The organism is Bacillus sp. FJAT-22090 (assembly GCF_007676755.1).
GTDB lineage: Bacteria > Bacillota > Bacilli > Bacillales_A > Planococcaceae > Psychrobacillus.
Genome location: NZ_VEBK01000001.1, coordinates 377,731 through 403,919, shown reverse-complemented (window position 1 = coordinate 403,919; position 26,189 = coordinate 377,731). Strand labels below are relative to the sequence as shown.

Sequence of the window (26,189 nt, the reverse complement as noted above, 5' to 3'; positions counted from 1 at the left end):
GGTTTATTCGATGAGAGATAGATAAGGAACCGTCATCCATATAAAGTGTTACTAAAAATGAAGGTAATATACAATCTTTCAAAAATTTCGATTGGTACATGTTTAACACGATTGTCTCCATAAAATAGTTGTTCTAGTTCAGTAAATATAGGCAATGATTTTGAAAGTCATTCGCTTTTCTTTTGATTAAAGTAAAGCAACCCATTCAGTTTGTCTATTTTCCATTGTCGGTAGAGCAACTGATCTTCTCCAAGATGCTCCCGATAACAACTATTTATCCTTCTAGATGCAGTAGTTATCTTCGCAAGAGTTCCATCTCCCAGTATACTAGCTAGCAAAATATTATATTGTTCTTGAGTAAGCAGTAAGCAGTAAGCAGCTCTTTATATAAATACATAAATACTCCTCCTGAAAATGGAACATTTGTTCTTATTGTAACATGATTTATCAGATAAATCTCAGCTTAACTAATTGAGAACTTATATACTCATTGTTTTTGCTAATCGTCATTCAATTTTTTAGATGCTACTATTTCCAATAAAAAATCCTATCTTCTTAATTTCGATCATATTTCACCGATATAATAGTTATAGTCTTATTTTAACTAAATGTTTCATACATATAAAAAGGTAATTTCCTATTCTAAAAAACTGTACTAAAAACAGTAAACCTCAACAAGGAGAAGAAAACAAATTATGCTTGTGAACGGTAATGGTCTATCAAAGTTGTTGAACAATCAGAAGAGAAAGACGGAAACTAGCTTGCAAAAAACGCTTGGGAAGCTAGCGTCAGGAAAGAAAATTAATACAGCTGATGATAATGCTTCTGGTTTGGCAATTAGTCAAAAGCTATTAGCCATAAAGCGCGGTAGTCATCAAGCGATACGGAATGTACAGGATGCAAGCTCGCTACTAAACACAGCTGATAGTGCAATGCAAGAAATGACAGACGTTGTCCATCGTATACGTGAGTTGACAGTTCAGGCAATGAATGGGACTAGTACACAAGTCGGTTCAAGTGTAGATGCTTTGACACCGGCTGACACGCTTGTTATTCAAAATGAGATTGATCAGCTAAAGAAAAACTTGAATGAAATCGTTCAAAATACTGAGTTCAATAGCATTAAGTTGCTAACAAATAAGACCCCAGGAGAATTTATATACGAAAATCGTACAGCTTCCAAAACAATTCAATTGTTGAGTTCTTCTCAAAATCATATGGTCGATAGGGATCAAAATAAGGTCGGATACAACAAGATTGAACCTGTTGTTGTAACGAATTCAAATAATATTACTTCTCAGCCAACAACAAATATAGTAACTAAAATGCCTGAATCATATATTGCTTCCACGGTTGTCGATCATATCCCAAGGTGGTCGACAGACGGTGAGTCTATTGTCTTTTCATCAAGCAGAGATGGTGGACAATATATAGTTCCATCTGATGGTGGTAGTAATCCAGTCGAAAATACAGCTGCTGCTTTAGGACAACAAACAAGCAGCAGTAATGGTCTATTAAGACTAACAAATTTAGGCTCCACTTTAGCTTTAGACAAATACTCAAATGGTAGCTGGACTAGAGTTCAAAGTATTACAGATTACAATGTAAATGATGGAAGTGGTGGTTATAGCTTTTCACCTAAAGTGGATGGAAATGGGAACACAGCATTCGTTTATTCGGACTCTCAAGGAAATATAAAAAAAATCGAGGTTAATCAAAACAGTCTAACCGTTACGAGTGGCGCTAGTAATGTAATTCCTACATCAGATACACTCAATCTTCCGCCTGCCAATAATACAATAACACTTCCAGATTCACCTGAAATATATAAGATGGACTCAGCGGGCGCTTCCCTGCGTATCCAAAAAGTAAATGACAGCGGAACAAGGGAATTGACATATTGGAATGGTGCAGGTGCAGCTCCAGTGGGTGGATACTATATGGTGTCAGGCACATCCATCACATTTTATGGGGAAGCGATAATTGGAAATGAATCTATTGATAATGCAAAAGATTATTACCGTTTTTCATATATTGCAGATTCGTTACAAGATAGTATTTACACTACCTCAATTCCTACGAGTGCAGATGTCTATAATATGCATGGAGAAGATGGACCACGGTCCTTAAAAATTAGCGTTGGGGGAACAGTGGTTACTAAATTCCAATTACTTTCGGCAAGACCTTCGGATGTGGAAGGCACAAATGGGGTTTTTGTAGATACGGTAAATGGAAAGATAGAGTTTTATGGAAGCCTTCGTCCGTCGGCTAGTGAAAGTGTACAAATTGAGTATTTTACGGACGTGGATGGTCGAAATGGGATTCAAACGTATACGATAAACTCGAATATAGATACTTATAATTTGAAGGATACCGATCTTTCGTCGAACCGGGCATTACGGGTGTACATTGGTGGTAGGGAAATTACTTACGACGAAACTAAAACTAATGGTTACACTTATGAAAATGGGCGTATTAACTTATATGGAGATGCTCGACCAGATGTAGCTTCAAATCCTACGATTAAAATAGATTATGTATACGACAGTACAAGTACATCAAAAGAAGTGTATGGAATTCCGTTAAATAGTTATTCGGAAATTTACAATCTTGAAAGTAATGTATCTCCGAAATCTATTCGTGTATATCGTAATGATGGAGAAGAAATTTCCTATTCCGATACGAATGGATATCAGTATAATTCAGCGACAAATACGATTGAACTGTACGGAACAGCACGTCCGAATATAGGAGACAAATATTCAATTAAAATGATTGTTCCGACTGGTGATGCGGTGAAACAGGATAACAAGATAGAAATCCCGTTAACTCACGCTCCTGAAACATATGGAATTCCTAATCCAATGACTTTTAAAGTAATAGTCGACGGAACCGAAGTGAATTATGACGAGTCAAAAACGAACGGCTATTTTTATAATAGTGGTACCCAAAAAATTGAGTTATATGGCGATGCTCGACCAGATGCTGGACAAACTTCCGGACCGGAAGTTGAGATATATTATGTATTCGAGAGTCCTTCAACTAGAGTGGGGAATGACTCTTATGATTTTCGTTTGTCAAACACTACAATTGATTATGGTGTGAAAGATCAATCCGAGCCCAGAGCTATTCGAGTCTATCAAAAAGGACTGGAAGTACCCTATGACGCTGATAACGGATTCACTTATGATAATGATACGAAATTGCTTTCGTTACATGGAATCTACCGTCCGAATAAAGATAATGATACGGGAGATTATCAAATCTATTCAATAACATCAGATGACCTTCAACAGTCAGTTCCACAAGGCTCTTATATTTATAAGGTAGAGATGAATGGGCAAGTAATTCCAAAAGCAAATAACCAAACAGAGGATGGTTATTTGTATAATGGACAACAGGTAAAACTAATTGGAAACGCCCGTCCTGATATTACAAATACGACGTCTGAAATTGGATTAAGTATTCAATACTTTGAGTCTTTAGATATTTCATTGAATGCAAATATGCCAAAGGGATATTTACAACATTACTGTGACCATGAATTAGGAGAAGCTTTGATGGAATCTGAAATTGATCCGAACTCCTTTGTTGTCAAATTAGACGGAAATGCACTTACTACTAATCAATATTATTTTCAAGATAATAAAATATTTCTAAATCATGATTCGCTGATGCTATCGACGGGATCTCATACTTTAGACGTGGATTATCGTGCAAGACAAGGTATCGGCTATGAGGGGAATGATTTTACTTTCCAAGTAGGAGCGAATGCCGGTCAAAGTTTAAAAGTTGAGATTGCATCGTTCGATAATATGTTGCGCGACACAAATGTAGTTTGTGTACGTAATTATGAAGACGCGGCGAAAGGGTTGAAAATTATTGATGACGCTTTAAGTTTTATATTAGGCGAACTTGGTTCAGTGGGTGCAACACAAAACCGCTTAGATCATATTGCTTCTAATCTTTCTGTACTAGAGGAAAACACAACTACTTCGATGAGCCGAATTCAAGATACCGATATGGCTAAACAAGCTATGATTCTTGTGAAAGAACAACTATTATCACAGGTTCAACAAACACTAACTTCACAAGTACAACAATCTTCAGCGCAGGTATTGGAATTGTTGAAGTGAAATTAAAATGTGCTAAGTAATATTTTGAGTACCAGGTACTCACGCAATTCAGAAAATTCAGAGTGGAAAGGATATCTGTAATTTATAGGATTTTAATTCTACAATGTTATTTTGTGAGTAAAACTATAAATAGCTGAATCTGTTTAAGTAGGATGATATATGATATATTCCTACCTGACAAGAGAGGAGTCCGATGGATACAGATAGCCTAGAGCAAAGAAAGTTTCTAACAGAACAACTTCAATGGTGTAAAGATCAAGATCGGATCTTAGAAGAAATAGAAGCAAAACTATATGAAATGAAAGAAAAGGTAGAATTTGCTCTTATATATCATTTGACTCCGAATGAGGTTGCAAGGATAAATCGTCAGTTAGATGTCCTAAAACTAGAAGTTCAGTTCCTTGAAAAACAATTGCACACTGTTTTGCATTAAAGCGAAAAAAGGGAATTTATTATCCCTACTGATAGCAATGTTAATTAAATTATAAAATAAGATCGGATCTTCCCCATGGGAAGGTTCTTTTTTTATTGAAGTTGTATACTTTATATATAGGGCTAATAATAGAATTTAAAAGTACTTTCCATTTCCTTTCTGTTTGTCGAATAAGTGAAAGTAAAACGGTATTATGGAGGTAAGAGGTAAGAGGTAAGAGGTAAGAGGTAAGAGGTAAGAGGTGAGATGATAATGAGTCCAACAGTGATTGAAAGGAACCCTTTAACTAGTTCCGCTGCGCATGAATATATGAAAAAGATGGTCGAGATGGACCAACTTGTTACTGCTGCACTTGTTAAGAATTTGTTGTTTACGGTTAAAGGTGCTGAGCATTACAGTAGAGAATGGAAAGAAGAGGACTTATTTAATAATAAAGAAATGCTAGTAGAGTGTGTTTTTAAGCTATTCCAACATATTTCAGAGGAATCTGCCCGTGATAGCACTCCGGCTTTTTCGACTACTGAAGTGGCTAAATACATTGGCATATCGCCGCAGACAATCAATACTTGACTACGCGAAGGTAAGATTAGAGGAGTGGAAAAGGAAGGAAAAAAGTGTTTCAGAATTCCGAAAGATGCTGAAGTCATTTTTACGAATGGGAAACAGGTTTCGATTGCCATGTTAAAAGCTAATTGGGAAGCTGAAAACAAAGAACCTGAAGTAGATGAAATAACTTATTTGGAAAAGTCTATAAAAGATCTTGAAGAAAAATACGGCAGACCATTAGAAGAGGTTTTTGGCAATAAGACTATAAAGGAATTGACGGAAGCAGACACAGACGCTTCAGTTTGGTGGTCATATAAAGTGAGGTTAGCTAGTGCAAAATCTTCTTGGCATAAGTAAAATAACTTTTTCTAACCTTGAGTACATCTATGGTGAAATTCTTGAAGCAAGAGCCTCCGAAACAGCTAAAGACAAACTAGACCATAAAAAGGGAAGAGAAGTGAATGCAAAAATTTCTTTTCATCATTATGATGTTACCTTAGGTGTAGAGAAATCTTCGAGGGAAACGATTTAATTGAATATCACTATGATTGGTATGCCGGGAACGGTGAAGTGCTACTGAAATTTCACGCTACCATACTAGTGATGCACCGGCTGAGGTTAAGAAGTTCGATCCTTGGCACTGGCATGTGCCTCATGGATTAGAAGATAAAGAAGGTGAACGGATTGAGGGACAGCCGGGATTCACAATCCACTAAGTGTTTAGCCAGCATGTTATACCATATATTCTAAGATTAGGGCGATCCCAAAAATAGTGATCGCTATCATATAAAGCTAACCGTTATTTCAATGGTTAGTTTTTTTATGTAAATTTAGCAATCATGACTGGATAAGAATTCATTTTACACCTTTTTAAGCACAATTATTAAAGTTCTTTATTTCCAACCGATATATACAGTAAGATATATATTCACAAGGGGGCAAGATCCATATGGTCAATCGAGTTTCTGATTCTGTTGTAAATGTTCCACTTAATACGTCTATAAAAACAGCTGATATTGAACCAGTTGTAACAATTCCTATTCAAAATGACAACAATTCTCTTTCAAAGGAAAATGCAGAGCAAGAGTATTTACCTGCAGAAAAAGCGAAGAAAATGTCAGATAGTATGAACAAGTTTTTAGAGACGACTAATACAGAACTACGTTTCAAATATCATGAAGAGTTGGAAACGTATTATGTGACATTGATTAATTCGAAAACAGATGAAGTCGTTCGTGAAATTCCTTCAAAAAAATTGATGGATATGTATGCAGCCATGTGTGACTTTGTTGGGCTTTTTGTAGACAAGAAAATATAAAGGGTTGGTGATTTCGTGCGTATTACTGGATTAGCAAGTGGTATGGATACAGAGTCGATAATCAAGGATTTAATGAAGGCTCAACGTATTCCTTTAGATAAGATTATGCAAAAGAAACAATATATGGAATGGCAACGAGATGATTATCGAGCGGCAAATAAAAAGCTATTTGATTTTCGCAATTTAACAAGCGATACGATGTTACGTCAATCCACGTATATTCAAAAAACGGTGACTAGTTCTGCACCTGACGATATAAGTGTAAAAAATGTTAATTCGACAAGTGATTTTACTGGAAAAATTAAAGTTGAACAGCTAGCTGAAGCAGCTACTATGCAGAGTAGTGGTAGAGTACTTAATTCAGAGGCGGATTTAAAGACAAAGCTTTCAGAGCTTAATTTATCACCTCCACCGGCTTCATTCAAAATTAGTGCTATTAAAGCGGATGGTACTGTGGGTACTACCGAAATAAAAATTGATGAAAATTCTACTATGCAAAGTGTTTTGGATGATATTAATAAGAACTCAGATGTGAATGCTTTTTATGATTCTTTTACGGGTAAAGTTGCATTTACTGCAAAAAACAGTGGATACGTTCAAGGACAAAATGAAATTGCCTTTTCAGGTGACTATGGTTTCCTAAAGGTTGACGAGAATAATCAGATCGCTAAAAATAACGGGAATGGAACGCTGGGCAAGAATGCCAAGTTTACTTACAACGGTTTAGAAACTAAACGACAATCCAATACATTCCAAATCAATGGTTTCGAAGTTACCCTGAAAAAAGCAAGTAATACAGATATTACTTTTAGTTCAGCCCCTAATACCGATAAAATTCTTGAATCAGTAACTAAATTTGTCGATGAATATAACAAGCTAATCGAGAACTTAAATAGTGAGATTCGTGAAACGAAGTACAGAGATTTCCAACCGCTTTCTACTGAACAAAAAGCGGATATGAAGGAAAAAGAAATTGAACTTTGGGAAGAAAAGGCGAGAAGTGGTACACTACGAAATGATAGTGTTATTTCCAGTGCATTAAGCCAACTACGTTCTGCATTAAATTCATCTGTTAATGGGGTTTCCGGAGCAGATAGATTAAGTGAAATAGGCATTACCACTTCTAAAAACTACTTGGAAAATGGTAAATTAGTAATTGATGAAACAAAATTGCGAGAAGCTATTTCAAAGGATCCTAACCAAGTATATCAACTTTTTGCTGCAGACGGGGAAAAGGATTCGGATAAAGGATTAGCGAGAAGATTAGTAGCTACTTTAGACGATACGCGTAAACAAGTGATTGAAAAAGCTGGTACGGACAGCGCTGTAAGTACTACATTTTCACTTGGGCGAACTTTAAAAGGATATGATGATCAAATTACTCGATTCGAAGATCGACTTAAAGTAATGGAAAGTCGCTATTACAAACAGTTTTCTGCAATGGAATCTGCAATTCTTCGTGCGAATAATCAATCAAGCTATTTAATGAATGCATTTGGCGGCGGACAATAATAATGATGGTACAAGCGTTACAAAAAGAGGAGTGTTATCATGGCTGTGAATAATCCATATCAAGCCTACCAACAAAATAGTGTAACTCAATCGACACCAGGTGAATTGACACTTATGTTATATAATGGCTGTTTGAAGTTCTTGAACCAAGCCAAAAAAGGAATAGAAGCGAAAGATATCGAGATGAAAAACACGAATATCCAAAAAGCACAAAATATTCTTCGTGAACTGATGATCACATTGGATATGTCTGTACCAGTTTCTAAATCCATGCTTGCCTTATATGAATATATGATTAATCGTTTAATGGAAGCTAATATTCAAAATGATTCTACTTTGATAGATGAAGTAGCGGGATATACAACTGAGTTTCGTGATACATGGAAACAAGTGATCCAAATTAATCGTCAAAAACAATATGGCCAACCAGGTGAAGTATGATTCGTGGTAGTTTAAAAGACTGGAGGAAAGCTACAGAGCTTTTAACTAGAATTTTGGATGTGCGTGAAGAGGATAAACGAGATGCGGTAATTGAACAAGTTGAGAAACTTTTGACCGAACGAGAGGAACTGCAACCCAATATCCAGCCACCGTTTACCGACGAAGAACAGGAATTTGGACAAGAGCTGCTTCAACTAGAAAAAATACTCCAAGCCAAGCTAAAGGTCTTTATGAAAGACATCCGTCTAGATATATCTGAGCAACAAAAGAAAAAAGTGTCCGTTAATGCCTATATGGATCCTTATAACCAAGTATTTCGTGATGGTACGTTTTATGATAAGAAGAAGTAAAAAGCAAAGGGCTACCTAGAAAACTATTTCTGGGGTAGCCCTTTCGACTTATCCTTCAAACGAATATTCCTTCAACAATCCCTCCAACTTCAAAGCTAGTCCTATACTCCCGTCCACCTTCAATTTTCCAAACATAAAAGCGGTCGTACTATTCAAATCTCCTGTGAGAAGTTTCATAAAGTCTTTCGTACTCATTGTTAATTTACAATCTGCCTTACTAGATGTGTCTTCGGTAATAGTGGCCTTCCCCTCAGCCAAAATTAGTTGCCTCATACAAGCATCGTCTCCTGTAAGATTAAATTCATACCGAACATTCTCGTTTTGAATCGGTGCAGGATTTTCATTCATTGTTTTTTCTATTAGATTCCATGTTTCATTCATCTAAAACATCCCCTTTTGAAAATGAATAACTATTCATTTTCTATCATTACATACTTTACGATAATTTGCGACACCTATTTCCCGGGAAATCTTTTTAAAAATAGTAGTGAGATTACGTAAGCTACGTGGTATGATGAGATTAATAGTTAAATAGGAGGAGGGTCTATATGTTTAAGAAAGTGCTATTAGTAACAGTCTTATTTTTTTCATTTGTCACTACGGCAAATGCGAGTGCGAATACATTGCATGAGGTGAAAAAGGGGGATACTTTGACGAAGATTGCCAAAACGTACAAAGTAACGGTAAATGACCTTCGTACATGGAATAAATTAACGAAAGATAATATTTATTTGAAACAAAAACTAGTTGTTAAGAAACCTGTTTCTGTGGTAGCGGCGGCTAAACCTGTTGCAAAACCAACCATACCAACAAAGACAGAAGTAGTAGTTCCTAAGAATGAGGTCAAAGCTGAACAAGTTGTAAACGTCGTGAATCCACTGGATGAAGCGAAGGCATTATCAGAAGATGGACAAGCTGTTTATCGCTTAGTTCAAGAGATGGCTCCTTTATTGGCAGGTATTCCGTATTTATACGCTGGAAATACGATAGCTGGGTTTGATTGTAGTGGATTTATTCATTATGTACATACACAAGCTGGTCTAACTATAACAAGACAAAGCAGCGAAAGTTATTTTACTCAAAGTGCGCCTGTTTCGACTCCTGTAATTGGAGACTTAGTGTTTTTCGAAAATACATATAAAGAAGGAATTTCTCATATGGGCATTTACATAGGCAACGATGAGTTTATTCATGCGGGTTCAAAAGGCGTGGAGATTGCAAAGCTAAGTAATGTTTATTGGAAAGAGCATTTTGTTTCATTTAAACGTTTTCATGCGGTAAGTGTGAATTAGTAGCGGATTAGTTGGGGGGAGATTTCCTATGAAAATAACGATTGGGAAAAAGATGTGGCTTGGTTTTTCTGCTATTTTATTTTTACTAATTATCGTTGCTGGTCTAACGGTTTGGGCAATGATTAATACAAGTAGTAAATATCAATTTCTCTTAGATGACCAGGCAGTGAAAGTGAATCTCTTAAAAGATATAGAAATGGCTCAAAAGGACACTACTAGAAGTGTAATGGATTTTTTACTATCTAATACAGATGCATCCAAGAAAAGCATTTCTGAAAATCAAGTATTAACAACAGAGCTAACGCAACAATTAAAAGTTATTCTTTTTTCTCCTGAAACGCTTGAGCTATCGAATGATTTTGAAAAAAAAATGATGCTGTATGCTAAAAATAATGAAGAAATCATTGCGGCGAAGATGAATAATAATACAGTGGAGGTTAGTAAGCTTTCTACGGAAGCAAAGTCGATTAGTGAGAGTATGATAAGTATCCTAGGGGAAATGGAACAGTTTCTACAAAATGATATGGAAAGCATGCGAGCTGAAATAACAAGTTATGAGCGAGGGGCTAAAATATTTGCTGTATTAATAACAATTGCAGCAGTATTTTTAGGAATCGTATTAGCCTATTTCATCAGTCGAAGTATTTCTAGACCAGTAAAGCGTGTGACTGCTGGTTTATCTGAAATCGCAGTAGGCAATTTAACTGTTGAGCCAATTCATATTAAAAATAAAGATGAAGTTGGAGAGATGGCAACGGCGTTTAATGCGATGTCAGTGGATCTTCGTGAAATTGTTTCCAATGTTCGCGATTCCTCGATGCAGCTTGCGGCAAATGCGGAAGAGCTTTCAGCAAGTGCCGAGGAGAGTTTAGCTTCATCCCAAATGGTAGCACAGTCTGCAGAAGCACAAATGGCAACAAGTGAACAGCAAGTACGTCATATGGACACATCTGTTAACTCCATGACAGAATTAGCACAGGGAATCGGACAGATTTCTGTTGATAATGGAGAAATGCTGGAAGCTGCGGATGATGTGACTAAATTGGTGAAAAAAGGTTCAGCTGTAGTCGCTGATGTTGCTGGTCAAATGAGTACAATCCATTCCACTTTTAAGGATACAACGGTAATTATGCATAATATGGCAAAGCATTCCGATGAAATTCAGTCAATTACCGCACTGATAACGGATATTTCAGAGCAAACGAATTTGTTGGCGTTAAATGCGGCTATTGAAGCAGCGCGTGCTGGTGAGTATGGTAAAGGCTTTGCAGTAGTAGCAGAAGAAGTTCGAAAACTTGCAGAGCAGTCGAAAAACTCTGCGTTCGAAATTGAAAAGATGGTACAGATTATTCAATCTGCTTCTGGTGACGCAGTGAAAGCAATCACGAGCGGTGGAGACAAAGTAGCAGATGGTCTGGCTAAAACGAACGATTCACTAGATGTATTCAATGAAATTGAAACAGCGGTTGGAGTAGTTGGTTCTAAAATTGAATCCGTCTCTGCGGCCATTGAACAAATTCAAGTGATGACGGAATCTGTGTCAGAAGGCTCACTTGAAGTACAACGTTTGGCTGCACTTGCAGCAGACGGGGCAAATGATACAAGTGCTGCAACGGAGGAACAACTAGCTGCTAATGAAGAAATTACCTCCAATGCTCAAACATTAGCAGATCTAGCGGAAGCGCTTCAAAGTAATGTAAGTCATTTTAAAATCTAATATTAAGGATGGCTTTAAGTCGAGGGTTCGATTTAAAGCCATTTTTGTGTTTATGGTATATGACAAAATACCTTTCTATATGTATAATAGTATAGTTACTAAGTAATCAAAATATAAAAAATGTTTATAGGGAAAAAGGGAGTTATAGGATGAAATTTACGATTAACAGAAAGATGTGGTTTGGATTTTTGGCGGTATTAATCTTATTAATAATTGCAAGTGCTTTATCTATCTTCTCAACTTTTGATATTACAGATAGATACAAAAAAGTTATTAACGAAGATATGAGAAAAGTAGATCTTGTAGAAGAAATAGAAATTACTCAAAAGGATATGTCAAGCTCCGTTTTAGAATTTGTTATGTTCAGCAAGGAAGACTCCATTAAGAAATTAGATATGCAAATGGAAGAGGGAACTGAAGTTGCAAAGGAACTGATTAAAGGTTTAGCTGGTGATCAAGCCTCATTAAAGTTAATGGAGGATCTTAAAGCCGAAACTGTTAAATTATCTGAAGCAAATAATAAAATTATAGAATTGAAACGAAAAAATGGTATGTTTGCACAATATGCAGCAACTTCCCAAGAGCTTAACAGAGATATACTTGATACATTGGCACAATTAAAACAAATACAACAAGCACATGTAGATCAGGAACAAAAAGATCTAGATGATTATGTAAGATTAACGAATATGGTTACGATGATACTAACTATCTTAAGCATAATTATTGGGGTGCTTGTTTCCTATTTCATCAGCAAAAGCATTTCCAAACCAATTAAAAAAGTTACTGCAGGCCTTGCAGATATTGCCGGTGGGAACTTGGTAGTAGAATCTATTAACATAAAAAACAAAGACGAGGTTGGCGAAATGGCCATTGCCTTTAATAAAATGTCTGCCGATCTTCGAAACATCGTTTCAAATGTACGAGACTCATCGATGCAACTTGCAGCAAACGCGCAAGAGCTTTCTGCAAGCTCCGAAGAAAGTTTAGCATCTACTCAAATGGTGGCAAAATCTGCTGAAGGCCAAATGCTAGCAAGCGAAGAACAAATGAAACATATGGATTCTTCAGTCCAATCTATCGTAGAATTACAACAAGGAATCGGTCAAATCTCTAAAAATAATGAAGAAATGCTTCAATCGACAGACGGCGTACAAAACCTTGTAACAAAAGGCTCCTCTGTAGTGTCTGAAGTAGCAAGCCAAATGAATACTATTCATACGACATTCAATGAAACAACTGAAATTATGAAAAGCATGGCGAAGCATTCTAGTGAAATTCAATCTATTACTTCACTGATCACAGACATCTCTGAACAAACCAATCTACTTGCTTTAAATGCAGCAATCGAAGCAGCACGTGCTGGAGAATACGGCAAAGGCTTCGCCGTTGTTGCAGAAGAAGTACGTAAACTTGCAGAGCAATCGAAAAACTCTGCATCCGAAATCGGAGCAATGGTTCAATTGATACAATCAGCTTCGGATGATGCCGTAAAAGCAATCACTACAGGTGGAACGAAAGTAGAAGAAGGCCTCTCGAAAACAACCGAATCCATTCATGTATTTGAAGAAATCGAAAACGGAGTAGGCGAAGTAGTATTCAAAGTAGGATCGGTTTCTGCAGCAATTGAGCAGATCCATGCGATGGTAGATTCCGTTACGGAAAATGTCCAACAGGTTCAACATCTTGCATCCATCGCCGCAGATGGTGCCAACGACACAAGTGCAGCAACAGAAGAACAACTAGCTGCCAACGAAGAAATTTCAGCCAATTCCCAAACATTAGCGGATCTAGCGGAAACACTTCAATCTGAAGTAAGCCATTTTAAAATTTAATTAATGGAGACTCCAATTCTGAAATATTGAATTGGAGTCTTTTTTTGTGAAGAAAGAGATTATTTGCGATTCTGATTGCAGCACTTGAATTTGAAGTCACTACATTGCCATTCTCCTTTTTCATATAAAAATATTCCTCAACTGGACACAAACTATTGATACGTAATATCGTATAATGAACTTAGGTGATAATTCTATGTACTCATTTATTATTTTTATTCATGTAATTAGTGCAATTTTGTCAATAGGGCCGTTTTTTGTACTTTTTCCTTTATTAAATAGGATGAAAGGCCAAAATAGAGAGGTGCTTGATTCTTATTTAGACGTGTTCCAAGCAGCTATTCGAATCGTCAAGCATGCTGGACATGTACTCGTCGTTTCTGGTATTTTGCTAATGTGGCAAGGAAATTGGCCTTGGTCGACATCGTGGGTAATTATGACGATTGTTGTGATGATCAGTTCGATTGTTTTCCTAGCAAGAGCATTCAAGCCAAATATTCGCTCGTTTCGAGCAGAAGCGATTAATTTGGACACACTTATTCAAAAATTGCATCGTTCTGTATGGCTGTATATTTTATTATTATTAGTCATGCTTTGGTTCATGGTTGCGAAGCCACATTTATGGTAACGTTTTCGCCTTCTCGGTTAGTCGAGAAGGTTTTTTTTATGCGTTTTTGTTGTTTGGTTGCTCCCGTTGGTAAACTGGTTGCTTTCACCATATAATTGGTTGCTCTCGACATCCAATTAGTTGCGTTCACCGCTAAATTGGTCTCGTTAAGCCAAACTTTTCCTTAAACTAGCTAATAATGCCAGCTACCATCTCCTCCCTTATTCAAACTCGTACATCTGCACAAAGCCCTCATTTAAATAAATGTTCACAATTATTTTTTCCACCTGCGAAATGCGATATATCGCGTATGTAAACGATTACATCAAAAGTGAATATTCGAAAATGACTGATTATTTTAAAAAAGGGTGTTGACGCGACATTTTAAAGGCGATATGATAGCTACAATATATTAAATATTGTGATAAAATTCACAAACTTAATAAGACATTAAATAGTCTGAGTGCACAAAGCTAAACGCTAGATAGGCGGTAAGTATAGGAGCGATTTAAATTGAGAAGTGACATGATAAAAAAGGGTGTCGATCGAGCACCACATCGAAGCTTACTTTACGCAACTGGCGTAAAAACAAAGGATTTGGATAAACCGTTTATTGGCGTGTGTAACTCCTATATTGATATTATTCCGGGCCATATGCATTTGAATAAATTTGCAGAAGTCGTGAAAGAGGCAATACGCGAAGCTGGTGGAATTCCGTTTGAATTTAACACAATCGGTGTAGATGATGGAATAGCAATGGGGCATATCGGGATGAGATATTCACTTCCGAGCCGTGAACTTATTGCTGACTCCGCAGAAACAGTTATTAACGCACACTGGTTTGATGGTGTGTTTTATATTCCGAACTGTGACAAGATCACACCAGGAATGCTGATGGCAGCAGTGAGAACGAATGTCCCATCTGTTTTTGTATCAGGTGGCCCGATGGAAGCTGGGACTTCAGCAGACGGGAAACAACTTTCGCTTACTTCCGTTTTCGAAGGTGTCGGTTCTTATAAATCAGGATCGATGACTGCGGAACAATTGCTAGACATTGAACAAAATGCATGTCCAACATGCGGTTCCTGTTCGGGTATGTTCACAGCGAACTCGATGAATTCATTGATGGAAATGCTTGGGGTAACACTCCCAGGTAACGGAACGATTGTTGCTACTTCAGACGAACGTCACCGGTTAATTAAAGAAGCTGCAACACATCTTGTCCGAATGGTAAAAGAAAATATTAAACCACGAGATTTGATCACTAAAGAAACAATTGATGATGCATTTGCGCTAGACATGGCAATGGGTGGTTCTACAAACACCGTGCTACATACTTTGGCTATTGCACATGAAGCAGAAATTGAATATGACGTTAAAGAGATTAACGAAGTGGCAAAACGGGTTCCTTATTTATCGAAAATTATGCCTGCTTCTGATTACTCCATGCATGATGTACATCTTGCGGGAGGGGTTAGTGCCATTATAAAAGAGCTATGCGAAATACCTGGAGCTGTTCACCCAGATCGATTGACGATTACGGGGAAATCACTCTATGAGAATGTGAAAGATTCAGAGATTAAAAATGATCAAGTCATACGTCGAAAAGAAAATCCATATAGTCCTGTAGGAGGTTTGTCCGTCTTATTCGGAAATATCGCACCAGAGGGTGGGGTTATTAAAGTAGGCGCTGTGGATCCTTCTATAAAAGAATTCACTGGGAAAGCAATCGTGTTTGATTCACAAGAAGCATCCCAAGAAGCAATTGATAATGGAACTGTGCAAGAAGGCCATGTAGTCGTTATTCGCTACGAAGGCCCAAGAGGCGGACCGGGAATGCCTGAAATGCTCGCTCCAACTTCTGCAATTCAAGGCCGCGGATTAGGAACGAAAGTGGCACTCATTACAGACGGAAGATTTTCAGGAGCATCCAGAGGAATTTCCATCGGACATATTTCTCCAGAAGCAGCTGATGGTGGACCAATCGCACTTGTTGAAAATGACGATATTATTGTTATCGATTTAACAAATAGAACGATAGAGTTGCAAGTTAGTGAAGAGGAATTGGCAAGTAGAAGAGAAAAACTTCAACCTTTTGAACCGAAAATTAAAAAAGGCTATTTGGCAAGATACTCCAAACTAGTAACTTCCGCAAGCACAGGTGGAGTAATGAAAATCTAAAAACCAATAGGATAAATCTATGATGAGGCAAAAGTTAAAGGAATCTTGTATTTACAGAGAGCCGTCAGTGCTGGAAAACGGCAATACAACCTTTAGCGACATCCCCTCGGAGTGAAGTGTTGAACGGGAAACCAATTAGATACTTCCGGGTGTAGTAAGACTTAACTACTCTCGTTAAAAATGGATGATCGATGTTTGTCGGTTGTCCGCGAGGTAGCGGTTGCGCTGCGAACTAGGGTGGTACCATGAAAAGAATTTCATCCCTATACAAAAGAACGATAGTTTCTTTGTGTGGGATGAGATTCTTTTTCTTTTTATATAAGAAAGTAACACAAGTCTATACAGTTATTGTCTAGACTCCGGGCACCTGCCGCCTTACGCATTTCTTTTAAACTGGACGATTTGAAAAAGGAGGAAATTATGATGAAGATGACTGTTGAAGAAACAGAACAAATGTATGAAGAGCCTGAAACCTCGGTTGCCCTGAAACAATTGGATGGTGCAGATGTTTTAATTGAAACGTTGAAAAAGCACCAAGTTGAAGTAGTTTTTGGTTATCCAGGTGGAGCCGTTTTACCGATTTATGATGCGCTACATAAAAACCCGATCAGACATATTTTAGCGCGTCATGAGCAAGGGGCAATTCATGCGGCAGAAGGATATGCACGAGTTTCTGGAAAGGTTGGAGTAGTAATTGCTACTTCTGGCCCAGGTGCAACAAATGTCGTAACAGGAATTGCGGATGCGATGATGGATTCGATTCCACTCGTTGTCTTCACGGGCCAGGTTGCAACTACTGTTATCGGAACAGATGCTTTCCAGGAAGCGGATATTATCGGTATTACTCAACCCATTACAAAGCATAATTACCAAGTAAAAGATGTAGCGGATTTACCAAGAATTATCAACGAAGCTTTTCATATTGCTTCCACAGGTCGTCCAGGACCAGTCGTCGTAGACATTCCGAAAAATATGGCAACAGGTATTTTTAATCCAAACGAAGATAGAACCGATGAAGTCAATCTTCCGGGATATCAACCAACGACTACACCAAACTTCTTACAAATACAAAAAGCAGCACAGGCCATCTCGAGTGCCAAACAACCGCTAATCCTTGCGGGTGCGGGCGTATTATTTGCAAAAGCATCTGACCAACTGGTCGAGTTTGCAGAGAAATATCAAATTCCTGTTACGAATACGTTACTAGGCTTAGGAACAATCGAAGGAAAACATCCACTATTCATTGGGATGGCAGGAATGCACGGCACCTATACAGCCAATATGGCAATTCAAACTTGTGATCTACTCATCAATGTTGGAGCTCGATTTGATGACCGGTTAACGGGTAATCTAGCTTATTTTGCACCAAACGCAAAAGTCATCCATATCGATATCGATCCTGCGGAGATTGGGAAAAATGTTCCGACTGAAATTCCAATTGTTGCGGATGCAAAGGAAGCATTGAATGCGTTATTGGAGCAAAATGCACCGAATGGCAATACAGCAGCATGGCTGGAAAGCTTGAATGTAAATCAAACAGAATATCCATTATTTTATAATGCGAGCGAGGAAAGAGGGCTTCTTCCACAGCAAGTAGTAGAACTCATTCACGAGTATACAAACGGGGATGCAGTTGTCACAACAGATGTTGGTCAGCACCAAATGTGGGCGGCCCAATATTATAAGTTCAACCACCCGCATAACTGGGTAACCTCAGGGGGTTTGGGAACAATGGGGTTTGGCTTCCCATCAGCAATTGGAGCGCAATTAGCTAAACCGGAAGCAACAGTCGTTTCTATCGTAGGAGATGCGGGTTTTCAAATGACATTGCAGGAATTATCTTTGTTGCAAGAATTGCGCATTCCAGTAAAAGTAATCATTTTGAACAATCAGGCACTAGGAATGGTTCGACAGTGGCAAGAAACGTTCCATGGCGAACGCTACTCTCATTCTTTAATTCCTGTTCAGCCAGATTTTGTGAAACTTGCAGCAGCTTACGATATAAAAGGTTACAAGATTGAGACGTTTGAGGATGCAAAGGTTCAATTAAAAGAAGCGCTAGCCTCTAAAGAGCCTGTATTAATCGATTGTCGGGTTGTTCAAAAAGAACTAGTCTATCCGATGGTTGCACCAGGTAGAGGACTACATGAAATGATTGGGGTGAAGCCAGAATGAAACGCATTATTACTGTAACCGTGATCAACCAAAGCGGCGTATTAAACCGCGTAACTGGTCTACTCATGAAACGCCAGTTCAATATCGAAAGCATTACTGTCGGGCATACCGAACAACCGCAAATTTCCAAAATGACATTTGTCGTAAATGTGGAAGACGAACAAAAATTGGAGCAACTATTAAAGCAACTACAAAAACAAGTGGATGTCCTGAAAGTAAATGATATTACGGAAAAATCAATTGTCGTTCGAGAGCTCGCACTCGTGAAAGTTGTATCCCCGCCAGCAGTAAGGGCGGAGATCAATAGCATTGTGGAACCTTTCCGAGCGGCTACGATCGATACAGGAAAAAATGTAGTGACATTCCAAGTAACAGGCAGCTCCGAAAAAATTGATGCATTCATCGATTTACTCAAGCCATATGGCATTAAGGATTTAACAAGAACCGGTGTGACAGCATTTGTTCGAGAAACTCAAAAAGTCAACACGCCACAATTATCTATTTTATAAACTAGGTAACAAAGTTTTACACTTTTATATAAACTAAAACCCAAATTCGAGGAGGAAATTACAATGGCTAAAATGTATTACAACGGAGATATCAACGAAGGACGTTTACAAGACAAAACAATCGCGATCATCGGATACGGATCACAAGGTCATGCACATGCGCAAAATTTGAAAGACTCTGGCTATAACGTAGTAGTTGGTATCCGTGCTGGTAAATCATTCGATCAAGCAAAAGAAGATGGGTTGGAAGTTTATTCAGTAAAAGAAGCTGCGGAAAAAGCAGATGTTATCATGATTCTTTTACCAGATGAAAGACAAAAAGCAGTGTACGAAGCAGAAATCGCACCGGCATTAACAGCAGGTAAATCTTTAGTATTTGCTCATGGATTTAACGTACATTTCGATCAAATCGTTCCTCCAGCAGATGTGGATGTATTCTTAGTAGCACCAAAAGGTCCAGGACATTTAGTGCGTAGAACATTTGAATCGGGAGCAGGAGTACCTGGTTTGTTCGCCGTATATCAAGATGCAACTGGAAATGCAAAAGAAACTGCTTTAGCTTATGCAAAAGGAATTGGAGCTGCACGTGCTGGAGTGTTAGAAACGACTTTTAAAGAAGAAACAGAAACAGATCTATTTGGGGAACAAGCGGTACTTTGCGGTGGTACCACTGCCTTAGTAAAAGCGGGGTTCGAAACGCTAGTAGAAGCTGGGTATCAACCAGAGCTAGCTTACTTTGAAACATTGCATGAATTGAAGCTAATCGTTGACTTGATGTATGAAGGTGGATTATCTACTATGCGTTACTCGATCTCTGATACTGCGGAGTGGGGAGACTTTGTATCAGGTCCACGTATTATCGATGCTTCTGTAAAAGATCGCATGAAAGAAGTATTAACAGACATTCAAAGCGGTAAATTCGCGAAAGAATGGATTGAAGAAAACGAAACAGATCGTCCAAAATACAATGCGATCAAAAAGTCAGAGTCAGAACACCAAATTGAAACAGTTGGAGAAAAACTACGTGAAATGATGCCATTCATTAATGAAGGTAAAAAACAAGTGAAGAAAGAAGTGGTGACGAGTGGGCAAAATTGACATATTTGATACGACGCTTCGTGATGGAGAACAGTCTGTAGGGATAAATTTGAATACGCAAGAAAAGCTAGAAATTGCTCGTCAACTTGAAAAGTACGGGGTTTCCATTATTGAAGCAGGTTTTCCTGCTTCATCCCCTGGGGACTTCGATGCAGTTCAACAAATTGCAAGTACTGTGAAAAACTCGATTGTGACAGGGCTTGCTCGTTCTATTAAAAGTGATATTGAGACATCTTGGGAAGCGTTAAGAGGTGGGGTTCAACCACATCTTCATATTTTTATCGCTACATCCCCAATCCATATGCAATATAAGTTAAATAAAACTCCAGAACAAGTAATTGAGATCGCAGTAGAGTCTGTAAAACTAGCAAGAAAATACTTCCCGCTTGTGCAATGGTCTGCTGAGGATGCTACTCGATCGGATAAAGATTTCCTTGTACGCATTATGAATGAAGTGATCAAAGCAGGGGCAACAACAATTAATGTGCCAGATACTGTAGGTTATGCAACACCTATTGAATACGGTGCATTATTCAACTACTTATCCGAAAATGTGAATGGCATTGAACGAGTGAAACTTTCTGCTCATTGTCATGATGATTTAGGTTTAGCAACAGCAAATACACTTGCAGCAATTGAAAATGGTGCAACACAAGTGGAAGGTACCATTAACGGAATAGGCGAACGTGCCGGTAACGTAGCGCTGGAAGAGATTGCGGTTGCGCTACATATACGCAATGACTACTACCAAACCGAATCAGGTATTGTGTTGAAGGAAACGAAACGCACAAGTCAGCTTGTGAGCCAACTAACAGGTGTTGCCGTTCAACCAAATAAAGCAATAGTCGGGAAAAATGCTTTTGCACATGAATCTGGAATCCATCAAGATGGTATGCTGAAAAATCCGGAAACGTATGAAATTATTACGCCAGAACTAATCGGTGATGCAGCTACTGAACTAGTTCTTGGAAAACATTCTGGCCGTCATGCGTTCTCTAGTCGTGCAGAAGAAATGGGCTTCCATTTAAGTGATGATAAGCTAAATGCGGCATTTGCTTCATTTAAAAAGCTAGCCGACCGCAAAAAGGAAATAACCGAGGAAGATCTTTTTGTTTTATTAACAGACCAGCAAGTAAAAACTTCCGAAGTGGACGTATATGAGTTAGAAAGTGTGCAAGTGCAGTATGGCACAGCGAATATTCCAACAGCAACAGTGCAAGTGAAAACACCAACCGGTGAAGTGGAAGTTGTCTCTTCTACTGGTGCAGGTTCGGTGGAGGCAATTTTCAATACGCTAGAAAAGCTTGTAAATGGAAAAGTTCATATAATCGATTATCGTGTATCTTCTGTTTCTAAAGGGCGCGATGCACTGGGAGAAGCAGTTATAAACTTAAGCTTTAACGACATCATTTCAATAGGAAGAAATGCTTCACAGGATGTACTCGAAGCTTCCGCAAAAGCCTATTTGAATGCGATCAATAGACAATTAGTAAAATCTCACTATCAACAACAAGTAGCGGTAACACACTAATAAACGGGAGTGAATGAGATGGAAAAGACGATAACAATATTACCTGGAGATGGCATCGGTCCAGAAGTGACGGAGGCAGCAGTTAAGGTACTGCAAGCAATTGGAAAGCGCTATAATCATACGTTTCACTTACAATACGCTTTGATTGGTGGGGCAGCGATTGATGCATGTGAAAATCCTCTTCCAGAAGAAACGATTAACTTATGTAGTAAAAGTGATGCCATTCTTCTAGGTGCAGTCGGTGGGCCGAAATGGGATCAAAATCCATCTCATTTACGCCCAGAAAAAGGATTACTAGCAATACGCAAACATTTCGGCTTGTATGCAAATATCCGTCCTGTGAAAGCTATTCCTGCATTGTTGGAAGCATCTCCTCTGAAAAAAGAAATTGTGGAGTCGGTTGATTTAGTGATCGTCCGTGAATTGACAGGGGGTCTATACTTCGCAGAGCCGCGCAAGAAAACGAAAGATCATGCAATAGACACGCTTGTCTATACACGCGGGGAAATCGAGCGTATTGTCGAGACTGCCTTCCAATTAGCTAGAAGCCGCAGAGGAAAACTAGCCTCTGTCGATAAAGCGAATGTATTGGACTCCAGTAAGCTATGGCGTGAAATTGTGGAAGAAAAGAAACAAGGTTACCCTGACGTAGAAGTGGAGCATATGCTTGTGGATTCCACTGCGATGAAATTGATCACGAAGCCAGATGCCTTTGACGTAATCGTTACAGAGAATATGTTTGGCGATATTTTAAGTGACGAAGCATCCGTTATTACTGGTTCCCTAGGAATGCTTCCATCTGCAAGTACAAGGGAAGATGGCTTTGGTTTATACGAACCAATCCACGGCTCTGCTCCTGATATTGCAGGCAAAAACAAAGCGAATCCAGCGGCGATGATTCTCTCCGTCGCAATGATGCTACGTGAAGCATTCCAAATGGAAACAGAAGCTGCAGCAGTGGAAGAAGCAGTATTTAACGTCTTAAATGATGGCAATTTCACAGGTGATTTACAAATAGAAGGAAAACGAGTTCTTACTACTACGGAATGGACAGGAAAAGTATTAGAAGAACTAGACTTAGAATTTGTATCAGATAGTATTATGTTTTCTTATGTCTAACCAAAAGGAGAGGGACTAAATGGCAAAAACGATTATAGAAAAAATTTGGGATGAACATGTAGTATTTGAGGAAGAAGGGAAACCAGACCTTCTCTATATCGATTTACACTTACTCCATGAAGTGACATCTCCGCAGGCTTTTGAAGGGTTACGACTAAATAATCGCAAAGTACGTCGTCCAGATCTTTGTTATGCAACGATGGATCACAACGTGCCTACTCGTAATAGAGAAGAGATTCAAGATGTCATTGCGCGCAAACAAATAAATACACTCCAACAAAACTGTGAAGAATTCGGTGTCCCACTTGCGAATATGGACCATCCCGATCAAGGAATCGTCCACATTATTGGCCCAGAGCTTGGCTTAACACAGCCTGGAAAAACGATTGTTTGTGGAGATAGCCATACATCAACACATGGTGCATTCGGAGCTATCGCTTTTGGCATCGGGACTAGTGAAGTAGAGCATGTTCTTTCCACTCAAACACTTTGGCAGGCAAGACCAAAAACAATGGAAATTAAAGTGACTGGTGAACTTGGATACGGTGTTGCTGCCAAAGATATTATTTTAGCAATCATTTCAAAATTCGGCATCGATATGGGAACTGGTTATATCGTAGAGTATACGGGTGAAGCGATTCGCAACCTGTCTATGGAGGAACGCATGACGATTTGTAATATGTCGATTGAAGCAGGGGCACGGGCAGGTTTGATAAGCCCAGATGATACAACGGTTGAGTTCTTAAGAGGACGCGAACATGTTCCCACTGGAGAAGTGTTTGAAGAAGAAGCAGAGAGATGGAAGGCTTTAGCCACTGATGAAGGGGCAACTTACGATAAAACAGTGGAAATTTCTGCTGATGAAATCGAACCATTTGTCACTTGGGGCACAAATCCTTCAATGGGTTCAGGTATTTCCAACTCTATTCCTTATACAAAAGACTTTACAGAAACAAGCGATCAGCTGGCACATGAAAAAGCACTAGCTTATATGGGCCTACAAGAAGGGATGCCGATAACGGATATCGCCATCAGCAATGTGTTCATCGGCTCTTGTACAAATGCCCGTTTAAGTGACTTGCGTACCGCGGCACAAGTGATAGAAGGTCGTAAAGTACATCCGACTGTGAAAGCGATTGTCGTTCCGGGATCACAAACCGTGAAAAAACAAGCAGAGGAAGAAGGAATCGACAGAATCTTCCTTGACGCAGGATTTGAATGGCGCGAATCTGGCTGCAGTATGTGTCTAGCGATGAATGACGATGTGGTCCCAGCTGGCGAACATTGTGCATCTACATCTAATCGAAACTTCGAGGGTCGCCAAGGTGCAGGTTCTAGAACCCACTTGATGAGCCCAGCAATGGCAGCAGCGGCAGCGATTGAAGGTCATATTGTAGATATTCGCAAATTTCAACTAGTAAATGCGTAAGGAGGAAAAATAGTGGAGCCTATTAATGAAATAAAAAGTATAGTTACACCGTTAAATCAAAAAAATGTCGATACCGATCAAATTATTTCAAAAGAGTTTCTTAAAAGAATCGAGCGTACAGGATTTGGGAAATACTTATTTTATCACTGGCGGTTCGATGCAAAAGGAAATCCGGATAGTACGTTTATATTAAATGATGAACGATATAAAGATTCTACTATATTAGTAGCACATGATAACTTTGGGTGTGGTTCATCACGCGAGCATGCTCCATGGGCCATCTTGGATTACGGCTTTCGCGTAGTCATCGCACCAAGTTTTGCGGATATCTTCTATAATAATTGCATGAAAAATGGAATTCTTCCTATTAAATTGTCAGTCGAAGAAGTGGAAGCACTGTTGAGTAAAGAAGCGTATCGTGCAGAAGTAAATCTGGAAACACAAACGGTAACAGGAGCAGATGGTGCAGTATATTCATTCGATATTGATCCGTACCAAAAGAAAATGCTTCTAAATGGATGGGATGAAATTTCATTGACCTTCCAATACGAAGATCATATTAAAGCTTTTGAAAACAAATAATTAGCAAACTAGGAGATGGTTTTGTTGGGAATTCATATGACACTGTAGGTTTATTTGAAGCATCAGAAAAAGTAGCGGAGTTCGTTCATCGTACACCGTGTAAAATGTCTACTACAATTAATGAAATGACAGGTAAAAAAGTGTTCTTGAAACTAGAAAACTTGCAAAAAACAGGTTCATTTAAAATAAGAGGGGCAATGAATAAAGTATCTCAGCTAACAGAAGCGGAATGTGCAAAAGGCTTAATCGCTGCTTCCGCGGGGAATCACGCACAAGGTGTTGCATACGCAGGAAGAGCACGCAATGTACCGGTAACGATTTTCATGCCAATCGGGACACCAGAAACAAAAGTGAATGCGACAAAAAACTATGGGGCCACGGTCAAACTTGTTGGGCAAAATTTTGATGAAGCATATGTTGCTGCAAGAGAAGAGCAGCTTCGCACTGGCGCAACATTCATCCATCCTTTCGACGATTTAGCCGTAATCGAGGGACAAGCAACCGTTGCAATGGAAATGCTTCAACAATGTCCGGAAATTGATACAGTCGTTGTTCCAGCTGGAGGAGGGGGACTACTTGCAGGTACTTTACTCGCAGTGAAATCTACTCGACCAGATATACAGGTAATCGGTGTTCAATCGGCAAATTCCTCTGCAATGGCAACTGCGTATAAAGGGAAGAAGGATGGTTTACTCCCATTTCAAGGAAAAACAATTGCAGAAGGTATAAACGTGAAAGTACCGGGAAAGCTGACGACCAAAATAATTCATTCCTTCGTAGACGACATAATCACAGTATCCGAAGCTGAAATTGCATCCGCAATCCTCTTCATGCTCGAACGCGAAAAAACGCTCATTGAAGGTGCTGGAGCCGCAGCAGTAGCGGCAGTGTTGAATCACCACATGCCACCTTCCGCAACAAATATCGGTATCATTGTAAGCGGAGGAAACTTCGACATCAGCAAACTGGCTGATTGTAAGCATTTATCCATCCAAGTACCATTAGCAAAATAATAGATTGTTGGAAACCATTAGCTGAGTATGGCTAGTGGTTTTTGCATGGGGTGAGGTATTTAATTGTTAGCAAATTTGCGAGAACTGGAGGGAGAATATTGCGCGTACAGGACAAGATGTTGCGCAAACGGTACTGAATGTTGCGAGAAAGTGTGAAGAAGTTGCGCGTACAGGACAAGATGTTGCGGCAAACAGAAACGTTGCGAGTACGCGAGGCAATGTTGCACAAACGGTACTGAATGTTGCGAGAAAGTGTGAAGAAGTTGCGAGTACTGGGGAAGATGTTGCGGCAAACAGAAACGTTGCGAGTACGCGAGGCAATGTTGCGCAAACGGGGTAGGATGTTGCGAGAAAGTGTGAAGACA

At 38.9% G+C, this 26,189-nt stretch carries 23 protein-coding genes and 2 pseudogenes; 24 read left to right on the top strand and 1 reads right to left on the bottom strand.

The features are described 5' to 3' along the window. Positions 1-695 precede the first annotated feature (695 nt). The 9 genes from FS486_RS01925 (at position 696) to fliT (ending at position 8,736) form a co-directional block, all read left to right on the top strand. A complete protein-coding gene (locus FS486_RS01925) occupies positions 696-4,136 on the top strand; it encodes a flagellin N-terminal helical domain-containing protein (RefSeq protein ID WP_144509565.1) in 3,441 nt (1,146 codons plus the stop codon). Positions 4,137-4,329: 193 nt separating this feature from the next. Continuing rightward, positions 4,330-4,569: a hypothetical protein gene (locus tag FS486_RS01920; RefSeq protein ID WP_144509564.1), complete on the top strand. Its 240-nt coding sequence runs from the start codon at positions 4,330-4,332 to the stop codon at positions 4,567-4,569. A 252-nt stretch (positions 4,570-4,821) separates the two neighbouring features. Beyond that, entirely contained in the window at positions 4,822-5,139 is a 318-nt protein-coding gene (locus FS486_RS01915) for a hypothetical protein (protein WP_144509563.1), read from the top strand. Positions 5,140-5,163: 24 nt separating this feature from the next. Further along, entirely contained in the window at positions 5,164-5,472 is a 309-nt protein-coding gene (locus FS486_RS01910) for a hypothetical protein (protein ID WP_144509562.1), read from the top strand. After that, entirely contained in the window at positions 5,447-5,647 is a 201-nt protein-coding gene (locus FS486_RS01905) for a hypothetical protein (RefSeq protein ID WP_144509561.1), read from the top strand. Before FS486_RS01910 ends, FS486_RS01905 begins: the two co-directional genes overlap by 26 nt. 417 nt (positions 5,648-6,064) lie before the next feature. Then, positions 6,065-6,433 carry a flagellar protein FlaG gene (flaG, locus tag FS486_RS01900; protein ID WP_144509560.1) on the top strand — a complete coding sequence of 123 codons (369 nt, stop codon included), beginning with the start codon at positions 6,065-6,067 and terminating at the stop codon, positions 6,431-6,433. 15 nt (positions 6,434-6,448) lie between these two features. Then, entirely contained in the window at positions 6,449-7,945 is a 1,497-nt protein-coding gene (locus FS486_RS01895) for a flagellar hook-associated protein 2 (RefSeq protein ID WP_144509559.1), read from the top strand. Between the two features lie 39 nt (positions 7,946-7,984). Beyond that, positions 7,985-8,386, top strand: a complete 402-nt coding sequence (fliS, locus tag FS486_RS01890) for a flagellar export chaperone FliS (RefSeq protein WP_144509558.1) — start codon at positions 7,985-7,987, stop codon at positions 8,384-8,386. After that, the gene (gene fliT / locus FS486_RS01885; RefSeq protein ID WP_144509557.1) at positions 8,383-8,736 is read left to right on the top strand and encodes a flagellar protein FliT; all 354 of its coding nucleotides are present in this window, start codon (positions 8,383-8,385) and stop codon (positions 8,734-8,736) included. Before fliS ends, fliT begins: the two co-directional genes overlap by 4 nt. A gap of 48 nt (positions 8,737-8,784) precedes the next feature. On the opposite strand, the gene FS486_RS01880 is transcribed toward fliT, so the two are convergent. After that, positions 8,785-9,117, bottom strand: coding sequence for an SCP2 sterol-binding domain-containing protein (locus FS486_RS01880; protein ID WP_144509556.1), 333 nt, complete (start codon positions 9,115-9,117; stop codon positions 8,785-8,787). A 167-nt stretch (positions 9,118-9,284) separates the two neighbouring features. Here FS486_RS01880 and FS486_RS01875 point away from each other — a divergent pair, with 167 nt between their 5' ends. From FS486_RS01875 to FS486_RS01815, 15 genes and pseudogenes are all read left to right on the top strand, one after another. Next, positions 9,285-10,028 (top strand): C40 family peptidase, encoded by a 744-nt coding sequence (locus FS486_RS01875; RefSeq protein ID WP_144509555.1) that lies wholly within the window; start codon positions 9,285-9,287, stop codon positions 10,026-10,028. 28 nt (positions 10,029-10,056) lie between these two features. Next, a pseudogene (locus FS486_RS20615) lies at positions 10,057-10,803 on the top strand (HAMP domain-containing protein); the annotation flags it as partial. After that, positions 10,777-11,745: a methyl-accepting chemotaxis protein gene (locus tag FS486_RS20610; protein WP_395940822.1), complete on the top strand. Its 969-nt coding sequence runs from the start codon at positions 10,777-10,779 to the stop codon at positions 11,743-11,745. The pseudogene FS486_RS20615 and the gene FS486_RS20610, both read left to right, overlap by 27 nt. A gap of 149 nt (positions 11,746-11,894) precedes the next feature. Continuing rightward, positions 11,895-12,638, top strand: a pseudogene (locus FS486_RS20770) (MCP four helix bundle domain-containing protein); the annotation flags it as partial. A gap of 354 nt (positions 12,639-12,992) precedes the next feature. Further along, positions 12,993-13,580: a methyl-accepting chemotaxis protein gene (locus FS486_RS20765; RefSeq protein ID WP_483861227.1), complete on the top strand. Its 588-nt coding sequence runs from the start codon at positions 12,993-12,995 to the stop codon at positions 13,578-13,580. Positions 13,581-13,776: 196 nt separating this feature from the next. Beyond that, on the top strand, positions 13,777-14,208 hold the full coding sequence (locus FS486_RS01860; RefSeq protein WP_144509552.1) for a DUF2269 family protein: 432 nt from the start codon (positions 13,777-13,779) through the stop codon (positions 14,206-14,208). Between the two features lie 492 nt (positions 14,209-14,700). Next, the gene (gene ilvD / locus FS486_RS01855; protein ID WP_144509551.1) at positions 14,701-16,368 is read left to right on the top strand and encodes a dihydroxy-acid dehydratase; all 1,668 of its coding nucleotides are present in this window, start codon (positions 14,701-14,703) and stop codon (positions 16,366-16,368) included. A 453-nt stretch (positions 16,369-16,821) separates the two neighbouring features. Further along, positions 16,822-18,543: an acetolactate synthase large subunit gene (gene ilvB, locus FS486_RS01850; protein ID WP_260857997.1), complete on the top strand. Its 1,722-nt coding sequence runs from the start codon at positions 16,822-16,824 to the stop codon at positions 18,541-18,543. Continuing rightward, complete coding sequence (gene ilvN, locus FS486_RS01845) at positions 18,540-19,052, top strand: acetolactate synthase small subunit (protein WP_144509550.1); 513 nt, start codon at positions 18,540-18,542, stop codon at positions 19,050-19,052. The genes ilvB and ilvN overlap by 4 nt, the downstream gene beginning before the upstream one ends. A gap of 63 nt (positions 19,053-19,115) precedes the next feature. Beyond that, complete coding sequence (gene ilvC, locus FS486_RS01840) at positions 19,116-20,150, top strand: ketol-acid reductoisomerase (RefSeq protein ID WP_144509549.1); 1,035 nt, start codon at positions 19,116-19,118, stop codon at positions 20,148-20,150. Further along, on the top strand, positions 20,137-21,681 hold the full coding sequence (locus FS486_RS01835; RefSeq protein ID WP_144509548.1) for a 2-isopropylmalate synthase: 1,545 nt from the start codon (positions 20,137-20,139) through the stop codon (positions 21,679-21,681). The genes ilvC and FS486_RS01835 overlap by 14 nt, the downstream gene beginning before the upstream one ends. Positions 21,682-21,699: 18 nt before the next feature. After that, positions 21,700-22,800 (top strand): 3-isopropylmalate dehydrogenase, encoded by a 1,101-nt coding sequence (gene leuB, locus FS486_RS01830; RefSeq protein WP_144509547.1) that lies wholly within the window; start codon positions 21,700-21,702, stop codon positions 22,798-22,800. Between the two features lie 19 nt (positions 22,801-22,819). Next, on the top strand, positions 22,820-24,229 hold the full coding sequence (leuC, locus tag FS486_RS01825; protein ID WP_144509546.1) for a 3-isopropylmalate dehydratase large subunit: 1,410 nt from the start codon (positions 22,820-22,822) through the stop codon (positions 24,227-24,229). A gap of 12 nt (positions 24,230-24,241) precedes the next feature. Next, positions 24,242-24,811, top strand: a complete 570-nt coding sequence (gene leuD / locus FS486_RS01820; RefSeq protein ID WP_144509545.1) for a 3-isopropylmalate dehydratase small subunit — start codon at positions 24,242-24,244, stop codon at positions 24,809-24,811. Then, positions 24,808-25,824, top strand: coding sequence for a threonine/serine dehydratase family protein (locus tag FS486_RS01815; protein WP_144509544.1), 1,017 nt, complete (start codon positions 24,808-24,810; stop codon positions 25,822-25,824). Before leuD ends, FS486_RS01815 begins: the two co-directional genes overlap by 4 nt. Positions 25,825-26,189: the final 365 nt, after the last annotated feature.

Bases quoted from the DNA above. Each gene is read 5' to 3' on its own strand.
- fliT (WP_144509557.1), top strand. From the start codon at position 8,383: ATGATTCGTGGTAGTTTAAAAGACTGGAGGAAAGCTACAGAGCTTTTA.
- FS486_RS01920 (WP_144509564.1), top strand. From the start codon at position 4,330: ATGGATACAGATAGCCTAGAGCAAAGAAAGTTTCTAACAGAACAACTT.
- FS486_RS01925 (WP_144509565.1), top strand. From the start codon at position 696: ATGCTTGTGAACGGTAATGGTCTATCAAAGTTGTTGAACAATCAGAAG.
- fliS (WP_144509558.1), top strand. From the start codon at position 7,985: ATGGCTGTGAATAATCCATATCAAGCCTACCAACAAAATAGTGTAACT.
- FS486_RS01875 (WP_144509555.1), top strand. From the start codon at position 9,285: ATGTTTAAGAAAGTGCTATTAGTAACAGTCTTATTTTTTTCATTTGTC.
- FS486_RS01915 (WP_144509563.1), top strand. From the start codon at position 4,822: ATGAGTCCAACAGTGATTGAAAGGAACCCTTTAACTAGTTCCGCTGCG.
- leuC (WP_144509546.1), top strand. From the start codon at position 22,820: ATGGCAAAAACGATTATAGAAAAAATTTGGGATGAACATGTAGTATTT.
- FS486_RS20765 (WP_483861227.1), top strand. From the start codon at position 12,993: ATGAAAAGCATGGCGAAGCATTCTAGTGAAATTCAATCTATTACTTCA.
- FS486_RS20610 (WP_395940822.1), top strand. From the start codon at position 10,777: ATGGCAACGGCGTTTAATGCGATGTCAGTGGATCTTCGTGAAATTGTT.
- FS486_RS01880 (WP_144509556.1), bottom strand. From the start codon at position 9,117: ATGAATGAAACATGGAATCTAATAGAAAAAACAATGAATGAAAATCCT.
- flaG (WP_144509560.1), top strand. From the start codon at position 6,065: ATGGTCAATCGAGTTTCTGATTCTGTTGTAAATGTTCCACTTAATACG.
- FS486_RS01860 (WP_144509552.1), top strand. From the start codon at position 13,777: ATGTACTCATTTATTATTTTTATTCATGTAATTAGTGCAATTTTGTCA.
- ilvN (WP_144509550.1), top strand. From the start codon at position 18,540: ATGAAACGCATTATTACTGTAACCGTGATCAACCAAAGCGGCGTATTA.
- ilvC (WP_144509549.1), top strand. From the start codon at position 19,116: ATGGCTAAAATGTATTACAACGGAGATATCAACGAAGGACGTTTACAA.
- leuB (WP_144509547.1), top strand. From the start codon at position 21,700: ATGGAAAAGACGATAACAATATTACCTGGAGATGGCATCGGTCCAGAA.
- ilvB (WP_260857997.1), top strand. From the start codon at position 16,822: ATGTATGAAGAGCCTGAAACCTCGGTTGCCCTGAAACAATTGGATGGT.